The organism is Herbidospora galbida (assembly GCF_005233835.1).
In the GTDB taxonomy this organism is placed as follows: Bacteria; Actinomycetota; Actinomycetes; order Streptosporangiales; family Streptosporangiaceae; genus Herbidospora; species Herbidospora galbida.
This window is the reverse complement of the sequence record NZ_SZQA01000047.1, coordinates 1-19983: the sequence shown is the minus strand read 5'-3', so window position 1 is coordinate 19983 and position 19983 is coordinate 1. Positions and strand designations below refer to the sequence as shown.

The 19983-nt window shown below is 69.8% G+C and carries 17 protein-coding genes and 4 tRNA genes; 10 read left to right on the top strand and 11 right to left on the bottom strand.

The annotated features are described in order from the left end of the window. Positions 1-5: 5 nt before the first annotated feature. The 6 genes from FDA94_RS33840 to FDA94_RS33815 all read right to left on the bottom strand — a co-directional run bounded on the left by FDA94_RS33840 (position 6) and on the right by FDA94_RS33815 (position 6521). The gene (locus FDA94_RS33840) at positions 6-4010 is read right to left on the bottom strand and encodes a LamG-like jellyroll fold domain-containing protein (RefSeq protein WP_137251139.1); all 4005 of its coding nucleotides are present in this window, start codon (positions 4008-4010) and stop codon (positions 6-8) included. A gap of 718 nt (positions 4011-4728) precedes the next feature. Next, positions 4729-4800: transfer RNA gene (locus tag FDA94_RS33835), tRNA-Val, on the bottom strand. A 13-nt stretch (positions 4801-4813) separates the two neighbouring features. Further along, a tRNA-Gly gene (locus tag FDA94_RS33830) sits at positions 4814-4885 on the bottom strand. A gap of 71 nt (positions 4886-4956) precedes the next feature. After that, positions 4957-5030: transfer RNA gene (locus FDA94_RS33825), tRNA-Cys, on the bottom strand. A gap of 1 nt (position 5031) precedes the next feature. After that, a tRNA-Gly gene (locus FDA94_RS33820) sits at positions 5032-5103 on the bottom strand. Between the two features lie 29 nt (positions 5104-5132). After that, positions 5133-6521, bottom strand: a complete 1389-nt coding sequence (locus FDA94_RS33815) for a M14 family zinc carboxypeptidase (RefSeq protein ID WP_137251138.1) — start codon at positions 6519-6521, stop codon at positions 5133-5135. Positions 6522-6588: 67 nt separating this feature from the next. Here FDA94_RS33815 and FDA94_RS33810 point away from each other — a divergent pair, with 67 nt between their 5' ends. Genes FDA94_RS33810 through glmS form a run of 3 tightly spaced genes read left to right on the top strand, consistent with a single transcriptional unit; the run spans position 6589 to position 10124 of the window. After that, on the top strand, positions 6589-7977 hold the full coding sequence (locus FDA94_RS33810; protein WP_137251137.1) for an amidohydrolase: 1389 nt from the start codon (positions 6589-6591) through the stop codon (positions 7975-7977). Positions 7978-8037: 60 nt separating this feature from the next. Continuing rightward, on the top strand, positions 8038-8301 hold the full coding sequence (locus tag FDA94_RS33805) for a hypothetical protein (protein ID WP_245653331.1): 264 nt from the start codon (positions 8038-8040) through the stop codon (positions 8299-8301). Positions 8302-8306: 5 nt separating this feature from the next. Continuing rightward, entirely contained in the window at positions 8307-10124 is a 1818-nt protein-coding gene (gene glmS, locus FDA94_RS33800) for a glutamine--fructose-6-phosphate transaminase (isomerizing) (protein WP_137251136.1), read from the top strand. Here glmS and FDA94_RS33795 read toward each other — a convergent pair. Further along, positions 10111-11484, bottom strand: a complete 1374-nt coding sequence (locus tag FDA94_RS33795) for an MFS transporter (RefSeq protein WP_137251135.1) — start codon at positions 11482-11484, stop codon at positions 10111-10113. The genes glmS and FDA94_RS33795 overlap by 14 nt on opposite strands. An 86-nt stretch (positions 11485-11570) precedes the next feature. Here FDA94_RS33795 and FDA94_RS33790 point away from each other — a divergent pair, with 86 nt between their 5' ends. From FDA94_RS33790 to FDA94_RS33780, 3 genes are all read left to right on the top strand, one after another. Continuing rightward, positions 11571-12104 (top strand): TetR/AcrR family transcriptional regulator, encoded by a 534-nt coding sequence (locus FDA94_RS33790; protein WP_137251134.1) that lies wholly within the window; start codon positions 11571-11573, stop codon positions 12102-12104. 82 nt (positions 12105-12186) lie between these two features. After that, a complete protein-coding gene (locus tag FDA94_RS33785) occupies positions 12187-13527 on the top strand; it encodes a GH12 family glycosyl hydrolase domain-containing protein (protein ID WP_137251133.1) in 1341 nt (446 codons plus the stop codon). 33 nt (positions 13528-13560) lie between these two features. Further along, positions 13561-14466: an aldo/keto reductase gene (locus FDA94_RS33780; protein ID WP_137251132.1), complete on the top strand. Its 906-nt coding sequence runs from the start codon at positions 13561-13563 to the stop codon at positions 14464-14466. On the opposite strand, the gene FDA94_RS33775 is transcribed toward FDA94_RS33780, so the two are convergent. From FDA94_RS33775 to FDA94_RS33765, 3 genes are read right to left on the bottom strand one after another with little or no spacing between them, the layout of a single operon-like run. After that, complete coding sequence (locus FDA94_RS33775; RefSeq protein WP_137251131.1) at positions 14463-15050, bottom strand: ABC transporter permease subunit; 588 nt, start codon at positions 15048-15050, stop codon at positions 14463-14465. The two genes, FDA94_RS33780 and FDA94_RS33775, sit on opposite strands and share 4 nt — an antisense overlap. 32 nt (positions 15051-15082) lie before the next feature. Continuing rightward, on the bottom strand, positions 15083-15964 hold the full coding sequence (locus FDA94_RS33770) for an ABC transporter ATP-binding protein (protein ID WP_137251130.1): 882 nt from the start codon (positions 15962-15964) through the stop codon (positions 15083-15085). Continuing rightward, positions 15961-16353, bottom strand: coding sequence for a GntR family transcriptional regulator (locus FDA94_RS33765; RefSeq protein ID WP_342778559.1), 393 nt, complete (start codon positions 16351-16353; stop codon positions 15961-15963). Before FDA94_RS33765 ends, FDA94_RS33770 begins: the two co-directional genes overlap by 4 nt. A 123-nt stretch (positions 16354-16476) precedes the next feature. On the opposite strand from FDA94_RS33765, the gene FDA94_RS33760 reads away from it, so the two are divergent. Beyond that, positions 16477-17403, top strand: a complete 927-nt coding sequence (locus FDA94_RS33760; RefSeq protein ID WP_137251129.1) for a Bug family tripartite tricarboxylate transporter substrate binding protein — start codon at positions 16477-16479, stop codon at positions 17401-17403. 36 nt (positions 17404-17439) lie between these two features. After that, complete coding sequence (locus tag FDA94_RS33755; protein WP_137251128.1) at positions 17440-18468, top strand: mechanosensitive ion channel family protein; 1029 nt, start codon at positions 17440-17442, stop codon at positions 18466-18468. Here FDA94_RS33755 and FDA94_RS33750 read toward each other — a convergent pair. Beyond that, positions 18455-19081: a hypothetical protein gene (locus tag FDA94_RS33750; protein WP_137251127.1), complete on the bottom strand. Its 627-nt coding sequence runs from the start codon at positions 19079-19081 to the stop codon at positions 18455-18457. The genes FDA94_RS33755 and FDA94_RS33750 overlap by 14 nt on opposite strands. A 100-nt stretch (positions 19082-19181) precedes the next feature. Here FDA94_RS33750 and FDA94_RS33745 point away from each other — a divergent pair, with 100 nt between their 5' ends. Further along, positions 19182-19769 (top strand): Rv1733c family protein, encoded by a 588-nt coding sequence (locus FDA94_RS33745; protein WP_137251126.1) that lies wholly within the window; start codon positions 19182-19184, stop codon positions 19767-19769. Positions 19770-19837: 68 nt separating this feature from the next. Further along, on the top strand, positions 19838-19983 hold a 146-nt coding region (locus tag FDA94_RS33740; RefSeq protein ID WP_137251125.1), incomplete at its 3' end, for a transposase.

The following is a 19983-nucleotide window of genomic DNA, read 5'->3' as shown; positions in this document are numbered from 1 at the left end:
GTTTGTCAGGTCCAGTAGAACCTGGTGTGCAGATTCATCAGGAACGGGTCCCAATCCAGCATTCTGTTGTTGTGGAACCAGGCGCCGAGGGAGTTACCGAAGCGCTGGTTGTGCCGGGCGTTGATCAGGAACACCGAATAGTTGTAGCGCGGATCGGCGCTGAGTGAACCCTCGTGTGTCGAGGCGAAGGGATATTCGTCGCAGTTCAGGGCCTTGTCGCCGTGCACTCTGATGTCGCCCGGCCAGGTCCGCCTCAGCTCGGTTCGGCAGATGCGCTGCGACTCCGTTCGCTGATCGTTGTTCAGCGTACCGCTCGTCGCTCTGTGCAGCGGATCGCTGATGGAAAGGCCGGGGATGCTCTTGGGCGTGCCCTTCGGGACGTTCGGGAAGTTGACCCCGCCGGGCTCCGGCCAGCTTCCGGTCGGAAGGTGGAGCGCCCGCCAGATGGCGTCGTACTGCTCGGGCCAGCTCTGGCCCTTCTCGTTCACGTCATAGCGGCCCATGTGCATGACCGGATAGCCCTTTGACACCACGCAGCCGCCCTGCGGATACCAGTTGAAAATCGCCGCGCGGTCGCAACGGACAGAGACGTTGGTGCTGTTCTTGATTCTGATGTTGAAGGTCTCCCCAGTGATCCTCATCACCGGTTTGACGTTGCACTGCTCGATCGCCGGTCCGTTCTGCTCGGTGAACGTGGACTTGAAGGTCCATGCGGAGTCCCAGTCGTTCCCGTCGTAGCCGAGTCCCCAGCTGAAGAGCGTGCCCTTCTGCTGCCCGTAGCTCTCGGACGGCCAGCAACTGCCTGACGAACCTCGGTAGGCCGGCAGGAGTTCGACATCGGCGTTGTAGAGCGTGCCCCAGTTGATCGAGGTGGGAATGATCTTGTTGTAGACGGTGAACTCGCGCTTGTCGAGGCTCGACTCCACGCGGACGTACTGCCAGGCCTTCAGCTCGCCAGTGGTGATCTTCCGGCCCCTGTTGTTCTCCACCCATCGGCGCGCTTTGATGAACCGGGTCTGACACCAGTTGAACCGGTTCTTCAGCCAGCCTGCGCGCCGCCCGGAGAGAAGGCTGTGGTCCTCGCATTCCTTCCAGGAGTCGATGTTGTCCGGCCACCATTTGGTCGACGGGAGGACGCCCGGATCGGTGGGTGACATGGCGGCCGCCGTCTTGGCGGACAGGGCCTGCTGTCCGACCGGGCGTGCCATGTCGACTTGGATTTCGCTCTGCGACAGCACCCGGTTGTAGACGCGGACCTCGTCGATACGGCCCTTGAAGTATTCGCCCCAGTACGAGTTGGCGCCGATCCACAGGGGCAGGTTCGAGGTCGCGATCGGTCCGCCTGCCGCCTCCTGCGCGGCGAGCGCGCCGTTCACGTACAGCTTCGAAACGGTTCCGTCGTAGGTGGCGGCGAGATGGGTCCACTGGTTCGCCGGCAGGACGGACTGGCCGAAGGTGATGACATGGCCGAGATCATCCGCTGGCAGCACCCAGGAGGACGGCGGACCGTCCGCCGAGGCGTACAGGCCGTAGCTTGATCCCTCGCCGTGGTTCTTCATGAGTACGGTCCGGTAGTCCGCGAGGGTGGTGGGGTTGACCCACGCCTCCATGGTCACCCGGTTGGCGAGGTTGAGCGACGACGAGTGGTTGACCGAGACCTTGCCGGTGGTGCCGTTGAAGGTGAGCGCCTGGCCGAACTTTCCGGCCGACCACGAGGTGCCGCTCGCCACTCCGGTGTTCCCGGACCCGGAGGAGTCGCCGACCGTCGAACCGGTTCCCTCGTTCATCCCGAACTCGGCCACGAGCCCAGTCGGTGTCGGGGTCGGCGTCGGGGTCGGTGAGGGGGACGGCGAAGGCGAAGGTGATGCCGACGGAGACGGCGAAGGGGAAGGGGAGGGGGATGGCGAGGGCGGGGGAGTCGGGACGGCGGGACCGAGCAGCTCAAGCTGGTCCACGACCAGTCCCGCGTCAGCCGGCGGGTTGACGAGATCCACCCGGAGCCGTGCCGACACGGCGTTCGCCGGCGGCCAGTACGAGTCGAGCACCTCCTGCCAGTCATCCGCGCGCAGGCCGATGTCGGTCAATGACGAGGACAGATATGCACCCGAGGCGTCGAACCAGTCGATCCCGTACCGGACGTCGAGGTCGTGACCGGGGGAGAGCAGCCAGCCGCCCACGGAGTAGAACTCCGCAGCGGACACCGGGATCCCTCCTTCGGAATGGAGCGTCGTCGCCGCCGCGGCCTTGACGAGCGCCGAACCCGTTCCGCCTCCGGGGCGCGCATGAGCGGTGGAGTGGGTGACCGTCCCGTCGGAGACCGTCCATGGAGCGACGTCGGTCTCGAAGTACGGGTTGGAGTTCAGGACCTCGTCCGGGTTGGCCGCCGTGGGCTGCGGATTCGGCGACGGCGTGGGGTCCGGCGGGGTGTCATCACCACGTTCGGGGTCGGTTCCCAGCGCCACCTCCTCTTCGGTCAGCTCGGGGTTGTGCCCTTCCTCCATGAGCTCGGTCTCGAAAGACACACCGGATTCCAGCGAAGCCGCCTGAGCCTCGGCCGGAGAAAGATCGTCGGCCTCGGGGTCAGTGTCGCCGGAGTTCCCCGCGAGGACCTGAGCCAGGTCTTCCTCGTAGGTGTTGGGGGTCGCCGCGTCGTTGTCCGTGAGGTAGGCCACATTGAGCTGCCGGGCGGGTTCGTACTCCACGAAGAGGATCGGCTCGTGACCCCACTCACGGTCATGCGAGCCGCCCTCCTGCGAGCGGTACTGACGCCAGTTGATGACGGCGCTCTCGCTGGGTGCCATGAGCACCAGGCCGTGGTCGGGATCGCCGTCCGCCCACGACTGGACGATCTGCTCGATGGAGTGGATCAACTCGCCTTCCTGGCACCCGGCGGTGTCGCTGTACGCGGCCCTGTTGGCCACCTGACCGGTGGTGGTCCAGGTCGGCTGGTTGTACCAGGACAGACTCGATCCCCAGCTCGACGTCAGCTGGCGCGCGACGATTCCCGACGCGACCTCCAGGCCACAGTTCTTCGAGCTGCCGGTGGGGGCGCCGGAGCGGTAGTTCCACAGCATGAGGTCGGCGTTGCGGATGGTCGAGTGTTCCAGATCGCTGTTCTTGATGAGATACCGCAGGTAGATGCGTGCGACATCGGCACTCGTCTGAGTCGTGCCGGCGCGTAGCCAGGTATCGGTGAGATGGTTCAGCCCCGGGTCGTTCTTGTTCACCCAGGCGTCGTTCTCAAGCCCGGCCCCGATGAAGACGCTCGACAGCGAGATCGTCACGGGGTACGTGACGGAGGGGTCGGCCAGGAAGCCCGCGTCCGGCCGCAGCACCAGAACGGTTCCGTCCTCGGCGTCCTCGAAGGTGACGTCGACCTGGCCGACCTTCCCGGTGTCCGGGGACAGCTCGGCCCGGGCGTCCATCGCCTGGACGGCCACGGGCGCCGCCTTCGGCTGCCCTCCGGCCGTCATGAGTTGCGGCACTCCCGCCGGCGATCTCCCGTAGCGCAGAGACTTGGGGAGCTTCATCGGCAGTTCGACGCTCACCTGCCTCTTCGGCCGCTCACGGAAGACGATTCGCTGGGTGAACCCATCAGGCTCGGCCCGCACGACCAGATCGGCACCCGCGCCAACGGCGTCACGGTAGACGGTCTCGTCTCCGGAGATCTTGGGGGCGGGCAGGCCCTTCTTCCAGCGGAAGCCCGCTGCTCCCTCGGCGCCCGCCGCCGTCACGAGATCGGTCGACCCGGCACCACCGAATTCAAGGGGCGTCTTGACACGCTTCGCCTGAAGTTTACCGCCACGTCGGACGATCGCGGTGTCGATCGGATTCCACGACCCGGTTTCCTCGTCCTTGAGCTGAATGGGCTTGGTATGCAGCTCCGCCTGTAACGTCTGCCCATCCGGGGCGGCCCAGACGGTCATGTTCTCCGTGAATTTCGACGGAATGGGAACGCGCTCGCCCTTCTCCCGCGCGCTTTTCTTGGCCGCTTCGACCTTCTCGTCCACAACGAGGACGGGTGCGGGCTCGGCTGCGGGCGCCCCAAGCGGTTCGGCGGCAGCAGCCCCAGGTAGAGGTGTGACAAGCGTGGCCAGCAGAGTCAGGGCTACCGACCCTCGGGTTAACAAACGCATACTCGTCCTAGCTGTTTTTGGGCATACGAAAGTCGAACTCCGGATAGAGGCACAACGGTGCCGGGTGTCAGGAGTTCTTCAGGGGTGAATGGATGGCTCGATTGTTGGAAAATGAAGCCCGGGTTAACGGGTGGCGCGCTTAATCTGCCATTTCGGGCTTAATCGAGGCTTGCCGGGTCATAGCTTCGACGACCTCTGCCTTCAGTGTCAAGTCGTAGTCAAACCCGACGGCCGGGCATGACGCCCTGAATAGGTGTACGGCCGTTTCGCCGCCGTGAGCGGGCAGCCGTCGACGGCATCGCTATGGGAGTTGCCCCACGGGATCGCCGAGTGGCCAGGAGACAGGAGTAGACGAGCGAAGCGAGAGCATCCCGAGCGAAGCGAGGCCTGTCCAGGGAGCGCGAGGGGCGGAGCCCTTCGCCAGGAGCGCAGCGACCCGGAGCGACAGCGACGTCAGGACCGCGAAGCGGGCCAGGGGGAGCGTGAGGGGGCGAAGCCCCCTGACATCGGGGGGTTCGGGAGGTCGTCCCCCCGGATAAACGAAGGAGACCCGCGAAAGGCGCCAAAGGCGCCGCCCACGGGTCTCCGAAGGTGGACGATACAGGGATTGAACCTGTGACCTCTTCCGTGTCAGGGAAGCGCTCTCCCGCTGAGCTAATCGTCCAAGCAACGTTCCGAGCGGAAGACGGGATTCGAACCCGCGACCCTCACCTTGGCAAGGTGATGCTCTACCCCTGAGCCACTTCCGCGTGGTCGCCTCGGATTTACCTCCGCGACACCTGTCTTACTTTAGCGGACTTCACGAGACTTCGTGACGACCTGGAGGTGGAGACGGGATTTGAACCCGTGTACGCGGCTTTGCAGGCCGCTGCCTCGCCTCTCGGCCACTCCACCGAGCGGAAGACGGGATTCGAACCCGCGACCCTCACCTTGGCAAGGTGATGCTCTACCCCTGAGCCACTTCCGCGTGATCCGCCGTTCCCTTCCGGGTCGGCCTCACGAAGAAGACTTTAGCGTGTTTCCCGGGTGCTCGTGCGCACCAAGCGCGTGCCGCGCGCCCGCGAGGATGGCTCCGTACTGGATGGCCACCAGGTGAGCGATGGGGATCGTCTGGTCGGACATCTCGTTTTCGGCGTCCACGCACCACTTTTCGTAGGTCTCCGACAGGGCGCGGCAGCCGCGCCGGATGGCCGGAGTGCCGTTGCCGATGGCCATCTCGCCCTCCAGGGCGCGCAGCAGCATGCCGCCGAAGCGCAGCCGGTAGCTGTGCACGAGGTCGCGGCACGAGGAGACCTCGGCGGCCGTGGCGGCGCGGTCGGCCGAGGGGGCCGTCGAGCGGTTCTCGTCGGTGGCGGCGATGCTGGCGAGCATCGGGATGAAGAAGCGGGAGGCGCGGATGAAGGGGGAGGAGCTGACCAGGTCGGCGGTCACGCCGGTGAGGGTCTCCTCCAGGACCGTGGCGGTCTCGCGCAGGTGGGCGGCCTGGGTGCGGATCAGTTCGCCGTACGGGATGTCGGTCTCGGAGGTGTCGCCGGCGGCGGGGTCGACCCAGTAGGGGAGTTCGGCGGTCAGGCAGAGGGTGCCCCAGCGGGCGGCGTAGGTGTCGGAGGCGGCGCCGGTGATGACCTCGGTCGGATCTTGACCCAGGGCCTCGACGTAGTCGTAGGTCTCCTCCATGCGCGGGGTGAGGAAGATCGCGGGGGCCAGCTGGCCGATCGCCGGGTGTTCGGGTTCGCCGACGTGCAGGGGGAGGCCGAACAGGGCGGGGAGTTCGGTCAAAACCGACTGGAGTTCGGGTTCGGGGCGCGACAGGTAGTAGAAGACGCCGCCGAGTTCGCCGTTGTGGAGGGTGGTCAGGAACGCGGGGCGGGTGCGGTCGATCAGTCGCATCAGGGCCAGGGTCTCCGGCAGGACCCGGTCGAAATAAGAGCGTTTGTAGGTGAACGGGAAGGTCCATTCGACCTGTTCGTCGCCGGCGGGGCGGTAGAAGTGCCGGCCGTAGTGGGCTTTGGTGTACGGCCCCGCGAACCACCCCTCGTTGAGCCGGGTGCCGTCGGGGTCGAGGCAGCCGACGATGTGCCAGCGGGCGCCGTTGCGGAGCAGGTCGTCGGCGCAGAGCCGGGAGGCCAGGTGCATCACCGTCAGGCCGCCGATGGGCTCGTTGGGGTGGGGGCCGGCGGCCACGACGACGTCGCGGTCGCCGTCGCCGATGGTCAGGCACAGCAGGGGGTCGCCCAGGCGTGAGGTGCCGATCCGGTCGATCGAGGTCAGGTCGCGGTGGGTGGCGGCCAGGCCGGTCAGGCACTCGTTGACCTCGTCGACGGTGGCGAACCGGTCGTACTCGGGGACGGTGCCGAGTTCACGCGTCAGGTCTGGAGCCAGCATCCCTTAAGTTTGCACACGGACCATACCCCCTATAAAGACACAAAGTCTGACAAATAAGGTTCAGGGCATGTCTCTCCTGTTCAGGAACGCCCGAGCTGGGATCGGCGGGCCGCTCACCGCGTTCGCGATCTCGGCCGGGCGTGTCGTCGCCCCCGGCGACACCACCCCCGACGAGATCGTCGACCTCCAGGGCGCGACCGTGCTGCCCGGCCTCGTGGACGCCCACGTGCACTCCGTGCAGTGGGCGCAGAACCGGCGTCGTACCGATCTGTCCGCGGCCACCTCCGCCGCGCACGCCGTCTCGCTCATCCTCCCTGCGGTACGACCGGGGGAGCCCACCATGGGCTTCGGCTTCCGGGACGCCTTCTGGGCCGACGAGATGCACAAGGACCTGCTGCCGGGCGAGCATCCCTTCGTCCTGGTCAGCAATGACCTGCACACCGCGTGGTTCAACCAGGCCGCGCTCTCGCTGATCGGGCGGGGCGACCATCCGACCGGGGTGCTCCTCGAAGGCGACTGCTTCCGTGGCCTGGCCGCGCTGCCGCCGCCTCCGGCCGAGCAGGTGGACGCGTGGGTGACCGAGGCGACGACCGCCGCGGCGGCGCGGGGCGTGACGGGGGTCATCGACTTCGAGTACGCCGACAACGTGACCGACTGGCAGCGCCGCCGGACCGACGTGCGGGTGGCCTGTTCGATCCCGCGTGACCGGCTCGCCGCCGCGATCGCCGACGGGCTGCGTACCGGAATGGAGATCGGCGATCTTCTCCGGGTCGGGCCGGTGAAGATGTTCGTGGACGGGTCGCTGAACACCCGGACCGCCTACTGCGCCGACCCCTACCCCGGCACCACCTCCCGGGGGCTGCTGGAGCTGCCGCCCGACGAGCTGCTCGGCACCATGCGGCTGGCCGGCGAGAACGGGATCCACCCCGCCGTGCACGCCATCGGCGACGACGCGGTGACCATCGCCCTCGACGCCTTCCACGCGCTCGGCTGCCCGGGGCGGATCGAGCACGCGCAGCTGGTCTCCCGCGAGGACTTTCCCCGGTTCGCCCTCGACGGGCTCGTCGCCGGCGTGCAGCCCGCCCACCAGCCGGACGACCGCGAGGTCGCCGACGTCCAGTGGCCGGGACGGACCGACCGGGCCTACGCCTTCGCCGACCTGCTGGCCGCCGGGGCGACCATCGAGATCGGCTCCGACGCCCCGGTCTCGCCGCTCGACCCGTGGGACGGCATCGCCTCGGCCGTCACCCGGACCGACGACGACCGGCCGGCCTGGCATCCCGAGCAGGCGATCTCCCTGGAGACGGCGCTCGCGGCGGCGGCCGGTGGTCGTACGGGCGTCCAGGTCGGATCGCCGGCTGATCTCGTGATCGTGGGCGACATGTCCGATCTGCGGAACCCGGAGATCCTCGGGACGATGCTCGCCGGACGGTGGACGTACAAAAACGGGGTTTGATGCCCGATTCCGGGCAGGAATCTTGGTATTCCCGGTTTCTTCTCCGTAAGGTCCTTCTCTGTGCCGTACGACGACCTCATCGCCCACCTCATGCGGACGACCTCGCTCGGACCGGGGGAGGCGGCGAGGGTCGTCGCCGACGTGCTCAGTTACTTCGGCGAGACGGCCGAGGCCTATGTCAGGCGTAGGCATGCCGAAATGCGGGCACGCGGGCTCGGCAACGACGAGATCTTCCGCCGGGTGGCCGCCGAGCTGCCCGCGCGCCGGGTCGCGGCACCGGAGCTGTCACAGCGCCAGCTCCGCCGGATCATCTACGGAGGGTGAACTCTATGTGCGGAATCGTGGCCTACGTCGGGCCGAAGGACGCCGCGCCCATCTTGCTGGAGGGGCTCCAGAGGCTCGAATACCGCGGCTACGACTCCGCGGGCGTCGCCGTCGTCGCGTCGAGGGCGCTGAAGACCCGCAAGGTCAAGGGCCGCGTGGCCGACCTGGCGGCGGTGGTGCCGGCCCGCTTCAAGGGCGCCACCGGCATCGGGCACACCCGCTGGGCGACCCATGGCGTGCCGAGCGACGTCAACGCCCACCCCCACCTGTCGAGTGACGAGCGCATCGCGGTCGTCCACAACGGGATCATCGAGAACGCCGACGCGCTGCGGCAGCGGCTCGAGGGCGAGGGCGTCAAGTTCCTCAGCGAGACCGACTCCGAGGTGCTCTCCCATCTGATCGCCCGCGCCGTCGACGAGACCGACACCCTTGAGGACGCGGTGCGCCGGGCACTGAAGAGCGTCGTCGGCACCTACGGCATCGCCGTGGTCGACGCGCAGCGCCCCGGCGAGGTCGTGGTGGCCCGGCTGGGCAGCCCGATCGTGCTGGGCATCGGCGAGAAGGAGATGTTCGCCGCCTCCGACGTCGCCGCGCTGGTCCGCTACACGCGCCAGGTCGTCCACCTCGAAGACGGCGAACTGGCCGTGCTGAAGGCCGACGGCTTCCACACCTTCGGCGGCGACGCCCGCGAGACCGCCAAGCAGCCGCTGACCGTCGACTGGGACACCGGCCACTACGACACCGGCGGCTACGAGCACTACCTGCTCAAGGAGATCTCCGAGCAGCCCGACACGATCGCCCGCACCCTGCGCGGCCGGCTCGACGACCGCTTCCACGTCGCCCACCTGGGCGGCCTGAACATGGACGCCCGCGAGACCCGCTCGTTCCGCCGCGTCAAGATCATCGGCTGCGGCTCGGCCTACTACTCGGGCCAGATCGGCGCCCAGCTCATCGAGGAACTCGCCCGCATCCCCGCCGACGCCGAACCGGCCTCGGAGTTCCGCTACCGCAGCCCGGTCGTCGAGGCCGACACCCTGTACGTCGCCATCAGCCAGTCGGGCGAGACCTACGACACCCTGGCGGCCGTCCAGGAGCTCAAGCGCAAGGGCGGCCGGGTCCTCGGCATCGTCAACACGGTCGGCTCGGCCATCGCCCGCGAGTGCGACGGCGGCGTCTACCTGCACGCCGGCCCGGAGGTCTCGGTCGCCTCGACCAAGGCCTTCACCTCGACCGCCGCGGCCTTCGCCCTGCTGGCCCTGCACCTCGGCCGCGTGCGCGACCTGTCGCCCGCCGACGGCCGCCGCATCTGCGAGGGCCTGCGCGCCCTGCCCGAGCAGATCAAGGAGATCCTCACCCAGGAGGAGCACATCCGCGCGCTCGCCCACAGGTACGCGACGTCGGCCGGGATGATGTTCATCGGCCGGGTTCGCGGCTACCCGGTGGCCCGCGAGGGCGCGCAGAAGCTCAAAGAGGTCTCCTACGTCCACGCCGAGGCCTACCCGGCGAGCGAGCTCAAGCACGGCCCGCTGGCCCTCATCGGCCCCGAGATGCCGACCGTGGCGATCGTCCCCGACGACGAGATGCTCGACAAGAACCTCACGACACTGGGCGAGATCCGCGCCCGCAGCGGCCGCATCCTGATGGTCGGCCATCGCGAGACCGACCAGGCCGACGACTGCATCGTGGTCCCGAAGAACCAGAACGAACTCGACCCGATCCTGCTGTCGATCCCGCTCCAGCTCTTCGCCTACCACGCGGCGGTGGCCCTCGGCCGCGACGTCGACCGCCCCCGCAACCTGGCCAAGAGCGTCACCGTCGAGTGACCACGGTCGCCGCGTCCTCCGGTTCCGGCATGGTCCGCCGGGGCCGGAGGACCGTCACGATCAGCAGTGACAGCAGGGAGAAGCCGGCCGCCGTCAGGAACGTCGCCGCCAGCCCCGCCGACGCGTGCACCGTCACCAGCACCGCCAGCCCCAGCGACCCGCCCGTCTGCTGCATCGCCTGGAGCAGCCCCGAGGCCGCGCCCGCGTCGTCACCGCGTACGCCGTTGATGATGCGCATGCTCATCACGACCAGGGCCGCCGCCGCGCCCACGCCCATGACGACCAGCGGGACGAAGACGCCCGGGAAGTACGCCGTCGTCGCGTCGATGCGCGACAGCCACACCAGGCCGACCGGGATCAGCAGCATGCCCGCCACCGACGCCGTGTGCGCGCTCACCACGCGCAGGATCCGGCCCGCGAGCTGCGACAGCGCCAGGATGGTCAGAGCCAGCGGGAGGAACGCCAGGCCGGCCTGCATGGGGGAGTAGCCGAGTTCGAGCTGGACGAACTGGGTGAGAAAGAAGAACGTCCCCATCATCGCGGCCGGGAGCAGCAGCATCGACGCGTAACCGGCCACCCGCGAGCGCTCGGCGAACAGGCGCAGCGGCATCACCGGCTGCGCGGCCCGCCGCTCGACCCGGACGAACAGCGCCAGCAGCACCAGGCCGCCGAGCAGGGACGCCAGTGCCCAGCCGTCGTCCCAGCCCTGCTCGGAGGCGCGGACCAGGCCGTACACGAGGCCGGAGGAGCCCGTCGTGGCGGTCACGGCGCCGGCCAGGTCGAAGCGGCCGGGGACGCGCGGGGTCTCGCGGACGAAGACCGGGGTCAGGGCCAGGATCGCCAGGCCGATCGGGACGTTCACGAACATGACCCAGCGCCACGACACCAGGTCGGTCAACACCCCGCCCGCGAGCAGCCCGATCGCGGCCCCCGCCGCGCCGACCGAGGTGAACACGGCGATGGCCCGGTCGCGCTGCGGGCCCTGGGGGAAGTTGCCGGTGATCAGGGCCAGCCCGGCCGGTCCGGCCAGGGCGCCGCCGACGCCCTGGAGCACCCGGGAGGCGATCATGGCCTCGGGGCCGGGGGCGAAACCGCCCAGCAGCGAGGCCAGGGTGAAGATCAGCACTCCGGCCGTCAGGGCGCGGCGGCGGCCCAGGATGTCGCCGGCCCGGCCGCCGAGCAGCAGCAGGCCGCCGAAGGCCAGCATGTACGCGTTCATCACCCACGACAGGCCGCCTGGGCTGAAACCGAGTTCCTCCTGGATGCCGGGGAGGGCGACCGTCACGATCGTGCCGTCGAGGATCAGCATGAGCTGGGCGAGGGCGATGACGAGCAGCGTGATGCGCTGGCGAGGGTTCATGGGGAGGCCCTTCAGGCGATAAAATAATCGGAGGCCGACTCCGGTAAATATACGGAGGCAGCCTCCACTTACGCAAGGGAGTTGTCGTGAGGGCCGACGCGCGCCGCAATTACGAGCGCCTGCTGACCGAGGCCGGAGTGGCCTTCGGCGAGAAGGGCACCGAGGCGTCGCTCGAAGACATCGCCAAGGCCGCGGGCGTCGGTGTCGGCACGCTCTACCGTCACTTCCCCACCCGGCAGGACCTGATCCTGGCCGTGCTCCGCGACCGGTTCGAGGCGATGGCGACCACCGCGCGCGACCTGAAGTGCGACGATCCGGGCCGCGCGCTGCGCGAGTGGCTGCTGGCCCAGCTCCACCACATCACCGCCACCCGGGGGCTCACCGCCGAGCTCGCCGTGGCCGTCAACAACCCCGAGTCGCCCCTGCACGGACAGTGCGAGACCCTCTTCGCGGTCTCCGCCGACCTGCTCGCGAGGGCGAAGGAGACCGGCGCGGTGCGGCCCGACCTCACCCAGGCCGACCTGGCGACGATCGTCCACGGCATCGCGTGGTCGTGCGAGAGCGACTCGGTCCGGCAGGAGCGCCTGCTCGACCTGTTCCTCGAAGGCGTGCTGGTGTAAGTTTCAGACTTCTCCGCAGGTGGGCGCGCGTGCCTGAAAGCTTTCGTAGGCCGCTTCACCGCCCCGTCCTAGCGTCCGTGACATGAGACGCATCGCCCTTGTGGCGGCGCTGCTCGGCGGTTTCGTGCTCTTCGGCGTCTCCCCCGCGCAGGCCGCGCCTGTGATCTGCGAGAAGTACGGTGCCACCACCGTCCAGTCGGGCCGCTACGTTGTGATCAACAACGTGTGGGGCGCGAGCACCTCCCAGTGCATCGACGTCAACCAGTCCGGCGGCTTCACCATCCAGTCGGCCAACCACAACAACGCCACGAACGGGGCCCCGGCCTCCTATCCGGCGATCTACGCCGGCTGCCACTACGCCAACTGCTCCAGCGGCAGCAACCTGCCCATGCAGGCCAGCTCCGGCAACTTCGGCAACGTCCGGAGCAGCGTCAGCATGAGCTACCCGTCGAGCGGGACGTGGGACGCCGCCTACGACATCTGGTTCGACCCGACCCCGCGCACCGACGGCCAGAACACCGGCGCGGAGATCATGATCTGGCTCAACCACCGGGGCACGATCCAGCCGGTCGGCAGCCAGGTCGGGACCGTGAACCTGGCCGGCGGCACCTGGCAGGTCTGGTTCGGCAACATCGGCTGGAACGTCATCTCGTACGTCCGGACCTCCGGCACCTCGTCGATCGACTTCGCCGTGAACACCTTCTACAGCGACGCGGTCTCCCGCGGCTACGCGCAGCGGTCGTGGTACCTGACCAGCGTGCAGGCCGGGTTCGAACCGTGGGTCGGCGGCGCGGGGCTGACGGTGAACAACTTCACGTACACGACCAGCGGCGGCCAGAATCCCACCGACACCACCGCGCCGAGCACGCCCTCGAACCTGACGGCGAACGGCACGAACCTGTCGTGGAGCGCCTCGTCCGACAACGTCGGCGTCGCGGGCTACCGCGTCTACCGCCGTCAGGGCACCAGCGGGTCGTTCAGCCAGGTCGGGACCTCGACGTCGACTTCGTACGCCGCCACGGGCCTGGCCGCCTCGACGACCTACCAGTTCTACGTGACCGCCTACGACGCGGCCGGGAACGTGTCGGGGCAGTCGAACACGATCACGCTGACCACCCAGGGCGGCGGCCAGACCGGAAGCTGCACGGTCCGGTTCGACCAGTGGGGCCCCGGCTACGTCGCCTACTTCACGTTGAACGGCCCGGCGAACAACTGGTCGATCCCGTTCACGCTGCCCTCGGGCCACCAGATCACGTCGAACTGGAGCTCGACGCTCTCGGTCAGCGGATCGAACGTCACCCTGACCGGCGCGAGCTGGAACTCCAGCGTTCCCGCTGGTCAGACCACCACGTTCGGCTTCCAGGCCAACCGGCCGGCCACCGGCAGCCCGCTGCCCACGATCCCGGGCTGCACCCAGGTTTGACCTGGAGCGCACTCCAGGGTTCATGGTTCGGTCATGACCTCTCTCGTGCTCGGGGCCATGAACTTCGGCACCCTGACCGACGAACGCACCTCGTTCGCGCTGCTCGACCGGTTCGTCGACGCCGGCGGCACGGTGATCGACACCGCGAACTGCTACGCCTTCTGGAACGACCCCGGCGGCCGGGGCGGCCAGAGCGAGCGGCTCCTGGGCCGCTGGCTGGCCGCCCGTCCGGGCCTGCGCGACCGGCTGACCCTGGCCACCAAGGCCGGGGCCGAGCCGGTCGGCCCGGGGGAGTGGCCCGCCAGCCGTGAAGGGCTGTCGGCGCCGGCTCTCAAGGAGGCGCTCACGCTGAGCCTCGGCCGCCTCGGGATCGACCACGTCGACCTCTTCTGGACCCACATGGAAGACCGGTCGGTCCCGCTGGAGGAGACGGCCGGGGCGCTCGCGGGCCTGGTGGCCGACGGCCTCACCGGCCGCGTCGGCGTCTCCAACCACCCCACGTGGCGGGTCGAGCGCGCCCGCGCCCTGGGCGCCCCCTACTCGGCGCTGCAGTTGCGGTACTCGTACCTGACCCCCCGCCCCTGGATCAAGGTGGAGGGCGTCAACCACCGCTTCGCGTGGGTGACCGACGAGACCCTCGACTACGTGGCCTCCGAGGGCCTCGACCTGTGGGCCTACACCCCGCTCATCTCGGGTTCCTATGTACGTCCGGAGCGCCCCTTCCCCGAGGCCTACGACCACCCCGGGACCACCCGCAGGCTCGAAGCGCTCGCCCAGGTGGCGGACGGCCTCGGGGCGACCCGGAACCAGGTCGTGCTGGCCTGGCTGCTCGCCGCCGGGGTCAGCCCGATCATCGGGCCCTCCACGATCGCCCAGCTCGACGAACTGCTCGACCTGCCCTCGCTCTCCCCGGGGGACCTGGCCCTGCTCGACGTCTAGCCGGGATCGCGGCGCGTGACGTACCACCACGCGCCCGCGACGAGGACGCCCGCGAGCCCGGCTGTGATCGCGGCCTCCACCGCGCCGAGCGTGGCGGGGGCCCAGCCGAGCTCGCGGGCGGCCCGGTTGCGCAGCCCCTCGGCCATCAGCTGGCAGGCGGCGACGCCGAAGAACGCCGCCCCCATCGCGACCGTGGTCCGCCGGGTGACGGCGCTCCAGAAGGTGCCGAGGGCGAGCGCGAAGAGCGCCCAGGTGAAGGGGAGCGCGCCGGTCAGTTCCGCCGGCAGGGCCCGGAGCGACCACCAGATCAGCGCGGTGACCAGCCCGGTCGTGACGAGGGCGAGCACGGCGGCGACGCCGACCTGGGGCGCCAGCCAGCGGCTCCGGCTGATCGACTGGGTCCAGGCGAACTGGTGGGTGCCGCGTTCGTACTCCCGCGAGAGCAGCGGCGCTCCGAGGAACACCCCCATGACCAGGGGGAGGTAGGGGAACAGGCCGGCCGAGATGCCCCTGACGCCCGGATAGAGGCGTTCGACGGCGACGAACCCGGCCCACAGGACGACCACGAGGGCCATGCTGACCATGCGGACACGGTGCTGTCTGATCGCGAGCCAGGTCACAGCGCCACCGGCCTCGGGGTCAGCACGGCGTCGGGCGCGCGCAGGTAGCCGAGCACCATGTCCTCCAGGGAGAGTTCGCGGGCGGTCCAGCGGGGGTCGTGGACGGGCCCCCGGACCCTGGCCAGCAGGGTCGTCTGCCGTTCGGTGTCGCTTCTGCCGATGACGTCGTAGGAGCCGGCGGGGGTCGTACCGGACGGGCCCACCAGCAGCCGGTGTGCGGACACCAGCTCCTCGATGTCGCCCGCGACCTGCACCCTTCCCCGCGAGACCAGGATCAGGTGGTCGCAGACCTCGGCGAGTTCGGCGACGACGTGCGACGAGAGCAGCACGGTGAGCCCCCGCTCGGCGACGGCGGACATGAGCCCCTCCATGACCTCGTGGCGGGCGAGCGGGTCGAGGTTGGCGAGCGGCTCGTCGAGAACGACGAGGTCGGCCCGCTTGGCGACGGCGAGCGTGATGGCGACCTGGGCCCGCTGACCCCCGGACAACTGGCGGATCCGCTTGCGCTGCGGGATGCCCAGATCGTCGAGCCGCCTCCGCGCCCCCTGGGTGTCGAAGCGGGGGTTCAGCCCGGCCCCGGCCCTGATCGTCTCGGCGACGGTGAGCTCGGGGTAGAGCGGTTTGTCCTGCGCGACGAAGGCCACCCGGGGCAGGTTCGCGCCGCGCGGCGGCTGCCCGAACACCCTGACCTCGCCCTCGCTCGCCCGCCGCAACCCGACGGCGAGCCGCATCAGCGACGACTTGCCGGCCCCGTTGGGCCCGACGAGCGCCGCCACCCGCCCCTGCGGCACACTGGCGAAACACCCGCGCAGCGCCCAGGCCCGGCCGTACCGCAACCCGGCCCCGGTCGCTTCGAGGGCGGGAACCTGGTCGCTCACGCCGTCGCCTCCCCGATCAGGCCGCCCGACAGGGCCGACTCGACCAGGGCCCGGACGTCGTCGGGCCCCAGGCCGGCCGCCCGCGCGTCCCGCACCCACGCCGCCAGCCGCTGTTCCAGCGCGGGGTCGCGCGGCCGCGCCAGCGACCGCCGCACGAAGGTCCCCAGCCCCGGACGGGGTTCCACCAGCCCCCGGGACTCCAGTTCGCGGTAGGCCCGCAGCACCGTGTTCGGGTTGATGGCCAGCCGGCCCACCACCTCCGCCGCCGTCGGCAGCCGGTCGCCGGGCGTCAGCCGGCCCAGCCGCATGGCCTGTTCGACCTGCAGCACGATCTGCATGTACGTCGCCACGCCCGACCTCTTGTCGAGAGAGAACTCGATCAACGTCACTCCCCTCAATCCACTAATGCATTAGTTAATTGATGGAGGGCCTGCCCGTCAATCCCGACCCCGCTGTCATAACGATGAGTAATCGGTCATATGCTCAACGTGTAAGACCGAGGGGAGGGCGGAGTGCGGCGTCGGGAGTTCCTCCTGTGGGGAGCCGGGCTCGCCGCATTGGCCGCCGGCTGCGGGGCCGGCCCACGTCCACTGGGCGTGCCGCTCTCCCTGGTCGTGCCCGCCGTGGTGGGCGGCCACGACGACGGCTTCGCCCAGGAGCTGCGCAGGGTCGTCACGCGGCGCGGCCTCGCCCGAGCCGTCGACGTCACCACGTGCGACGGCGACAAGGCGTCGATCAAGGACTTCACCCGGGGCGCGAGCCGGGGCCGGATGCTGGTCGCCGGGCCCGCGCTGGTCAACCTCTCGGGCACCGTCCCGCTCGCCCGGATGGCGGGGGAGTGGTCGGTCGTCGTCGCCCCGATGGGCTCCCGCCTCCGCGACTTCGACGGCCTGGCCGCCGCCCTGCGCCGGAGCGCCGGCTCGGTCCTGATGGGCGGCCGGGGCCACGGCGGCGCCGACCACGTCCTGTGCGGCCTCATCGCCAAGGGCCTCGGCGCCGATGCGCGCCTCGTCGACTACGCCGCCTTCCCCAGCGAGGGCGACCTCCTCGGCGCGCTCCTCGACGGCCGCGTCGCCGCCGGCGTCGGCGGGGTCGCCCAGCTCGCGCCGCAGATCCGCGCGGGCCGCGTCCGGGCCCTCGCCGTCTCCTCGCCCGAGCGCCTGCCGGAGGTCGACGCGCCGACCCTCATGGAGTCGGGGGTACGCCTCATCCACGCCGACTGGCGCGGGCTGCTGGTCTCCGACTCCCTCCGCGAGGACGACCGCGCCCACCTGCTCGACGTCTGCCGGAGCGTCGGCGCCTCCGACGACTGGACGGCCTCCTGCCGCCGCCACCTGTGGGCCCCGCTCTACCTCGACGGCCCCGACTTCGACGACTGGCTCCGCGTCGAGTCGGCCCGCGCCCGAGACGTCCTCACCGACCTGGGCCTCAAGCAATAATCTGACAAAAAGCCCCAAATGTGGTGATCTCAATCCGTGACGGACGCATGGAACTGGATCTCCCTCGCCATCGCCGTGCTCGCCGCCCTCCTCGCGGTCGAGCTGGTACGACGCATCCTGCGCTCACGGCTCGTCGGCGAACGCTGGGCCCTGGCCGGGCCACTGGTGCGGCGCTGCACCTGGCCCGGGTTCGTGACCGCCGCCCTCGCCACCGGCACCGCCGTCTACGACCGGGGCCTGATCCCGCCCGACGCCGAAGGCTGGGTCGGCCACCTGACCACCATCGCGCTGATCTTCTGCGCCACCTGGCTCGTCATCCAGGCCGCCTACGCGGTGACCGACGTCGTGCTGGAACGGCTGGTGCGCGTCGAGGGCGACGCGAACCGGCGGGCCCGGCGGATCAGGACCCAGATCGAGCTGGTGCGGCGGGTCTGCGCCGCCGTCGTGATCGTGCTGGCGCTGGGCGCCATGCTCTTCACGTTCCCCCAGGTGAGAGCGCTGGGTGCGGGACTCCTCGCGTCGGCGGGGATCGCCGGGGTGCTGGTCGGCATCGCGGCCCAGTCGACCCTGGGGAACCTGCTGGCCGGGCTCCAGCTGGCCTTCTCCGACGCCATAAGGCTCGACGACGTCGTGGTGGTGCAGGGGGAGTGGGGCCGGGTCGAGGAGCTCACCCTCACCTACGTGTCGCTGCGGCTCTGGGACGAGCGGCGGCTGATCCTGCCCGTCTCGCACTTCGCCAACAACCCGTTCGAGAACTGGACCCGGCACGAGAGCCGGATCCTCGGCACCGTCTTCCTCCGCGTCGACTGGACGGTGCCGATCCCCGAACTGCGCGCCGAACTGCACCGGGCGATCAAGGACAACCCGCTCTGGGACCAGAAGGACTGGACCCTCCAGGTCACCGACGTCACCGCCAACGGCCTGGTCGAGGTGCGCGCCCTCATGTCGGCCGCCGACTCGGCCAGCGCCTGGGACCTGCGGTGTGACGTGCGGGAACACCTGGTGACCTGGATCAGGGAGAACTACCCCGAGAGCCTGCCGAGGCTCCGGGTCACAGAGGCCTGATCGTGGCGCCGATCTGCTCGAAGAGGGGCTCGCGGCCCGGGAGGTCGGTCGTCAGGGTCACCACGCAGGTCGTGCCCTTGCCCGAGTGGGCGTAGTACTGGGTGCCCTGGACCGGCCCGGCCGGCATCTTCAGCGTGTAGCGGATGCGGACCCCCTGGCCGGCGCCGACCTTGACCACGCCGGCGTCGGAGACGGTGGCGCCGACGCTCGCGAGCTGCTGCTTGGCCTGCTCCTGCAGCGCCTCGTTGGAGCCGCCCACGCTCGGCTGGCAGAACCCGTTGAGGTTGGTGACGAAGCCCTGCTTCGACTCCTTCTGGCTGGCGGGGTCGAGGGCGTACACCGCCTTGGCGCTCTGCAGGGCCTGCAGGCCCTGCCTGGCCTGGTCGAGCGCGGGGCCGGTGAGGCCGGTGGCCGCGAGTTGCTCCTCGAAGCCCGACTTCGACAGGTCGACGACCTTCCAGACGGTCGGCACGCCGATCGAGACGCCGGTGGCCACCCCGCCGATGCGGTGGAAGCCGTCGGGCACCTCGGTGCCCGGGATGGGCTTGGGTTGCGGCTTGGTGCAGGCCGAAAGTAAGAGCAGGGCCGTGAGCGCGATGAGGGCTGGACGCACACCCACGAGCGTAACGCGAAGCGGCGATAACCCCAGGTCACATGTCCGGAAATAGGCATAAACCGGATGTGAAGTGGTAGGGATCCCTAGAGGTGGGGAGATGGCTGCAAATCCTGTGGTCCGGTTCCGGCGCTGGCTCGGATTCGACCGGAACCCGCTGCGCCGCCCGTGTGACCGCGCCGAGGCGGCGGTCCGCCGGCTGGTCGTCCTCGTCACGCTCGCCGCTGTGGTGTGCGGGCTGATGCTGGGGATCAAGGCCTACGGCGAGGGCGTCCGCGCGGAGCAAGAACAGGCGCGTGCCCGGCACGCCACCGAGGCGACGCTGCTGGACGACGCGCGCGTGCACGCGACCGTGAACGGCCCGGCGACCGCGACCGTCATGGCGTCCTGGAAGGGGCTCGACGGCAAGGACCACCAGGGGCTGGTCCAGGCCCCGGTGCTGTCGGTGAAGGCCCAGAAGATCACCGTCTACACCGACGCGCAGGGGCAGCCGGTCCCGCGCCCGCGTGACCGGGAGACCACCGTCGTGGCCGCCCTCACCGTGGGCACGGGAGTGCCGCTGGCCATGATCGTCGGAAGCTGCGCCCTGCTGGGCGTGACCCGGCTGCTGGTGTGGCGCCGCGTCCGCCGGGAGTGGGCCGACGCCTGGACGGTCGTCGAGCCCACGTGGCGCATCAACGGGCGCTAGGAGCTGTTCTGAGTTCGGATCTTGGTGAGGTCCGGTGGTGGGCTGGCCATGGCTGATAGAACCCGGTTGTGGCGCGTTTTGATGTGACCGATGCCGAGTGGGCGTTGATCGAGCCGTTGGTGCCGGTGGCGGCCACCGGGCCGCTGCCAAGGCGGGTGCGTGACCAGTTCAACGGGATCCTGTGGCGCTTCCGCACCGGGTCGGGGTGGCGTGA

Coding starts and splice junctions, on each gene's coding strand:
- FDA94_RS33775 (WP_137251131.1), bottom strand. CDS start 15,050: ATGGTCAGCATGGCCCTCGTGGTCGTCCTGTGGGCCGGGTTCGTCGCC.
- FDA94_RS33795 (WP_137251135.1), bottom strand. CDS start 11,484: ATGAACCCTCGCCAGCGCATCACGCTGCTCGTCATCGCCCTCGCCCAG.
- FDA94_RS33785 (WP_137251133.1), top strand. CDS start 12,187: ATGAGACGCATCGCCCTTGTGGCGGCGCTGCTCGGCGGTTTCGTGCTC.
- FDA94_RS33780 (WP_137251132.1), top strand. CDS start 13,561: ATGACCTCTCTCGTGCTCGGGGCCATGAACTTCGGCACCCTGACCGAC.
- FDA94_RS33745 (WP_137251126.1), top strand. CDS start 19,182: ATGGCTGCAAATCCTGTGGTCCGGTTCCGGCGCTGGCTCGGATTCGAC.
- FDA94_RS33815 (WP_137251138.1), bottom strand. CDS start 6,521: ATGCTGGCTCCAGACCTGACGCGTGAACTCGGCACCGTCCCCGAGTAC.
- FDA94_RS33810 (WP_137251137.1), top strand. CDS start 6,589: ATGTCTCTCCTGTTCAGGAACGCCCGAGCTGGGATCGGCGGGCCGCTC.
- glmS (WP_137251136.1), top strand. CDS start 8,307: ATGTGCGGAATCGTGGCCTACGTCGGGCCGAAGGACGCCGCGCCCATC.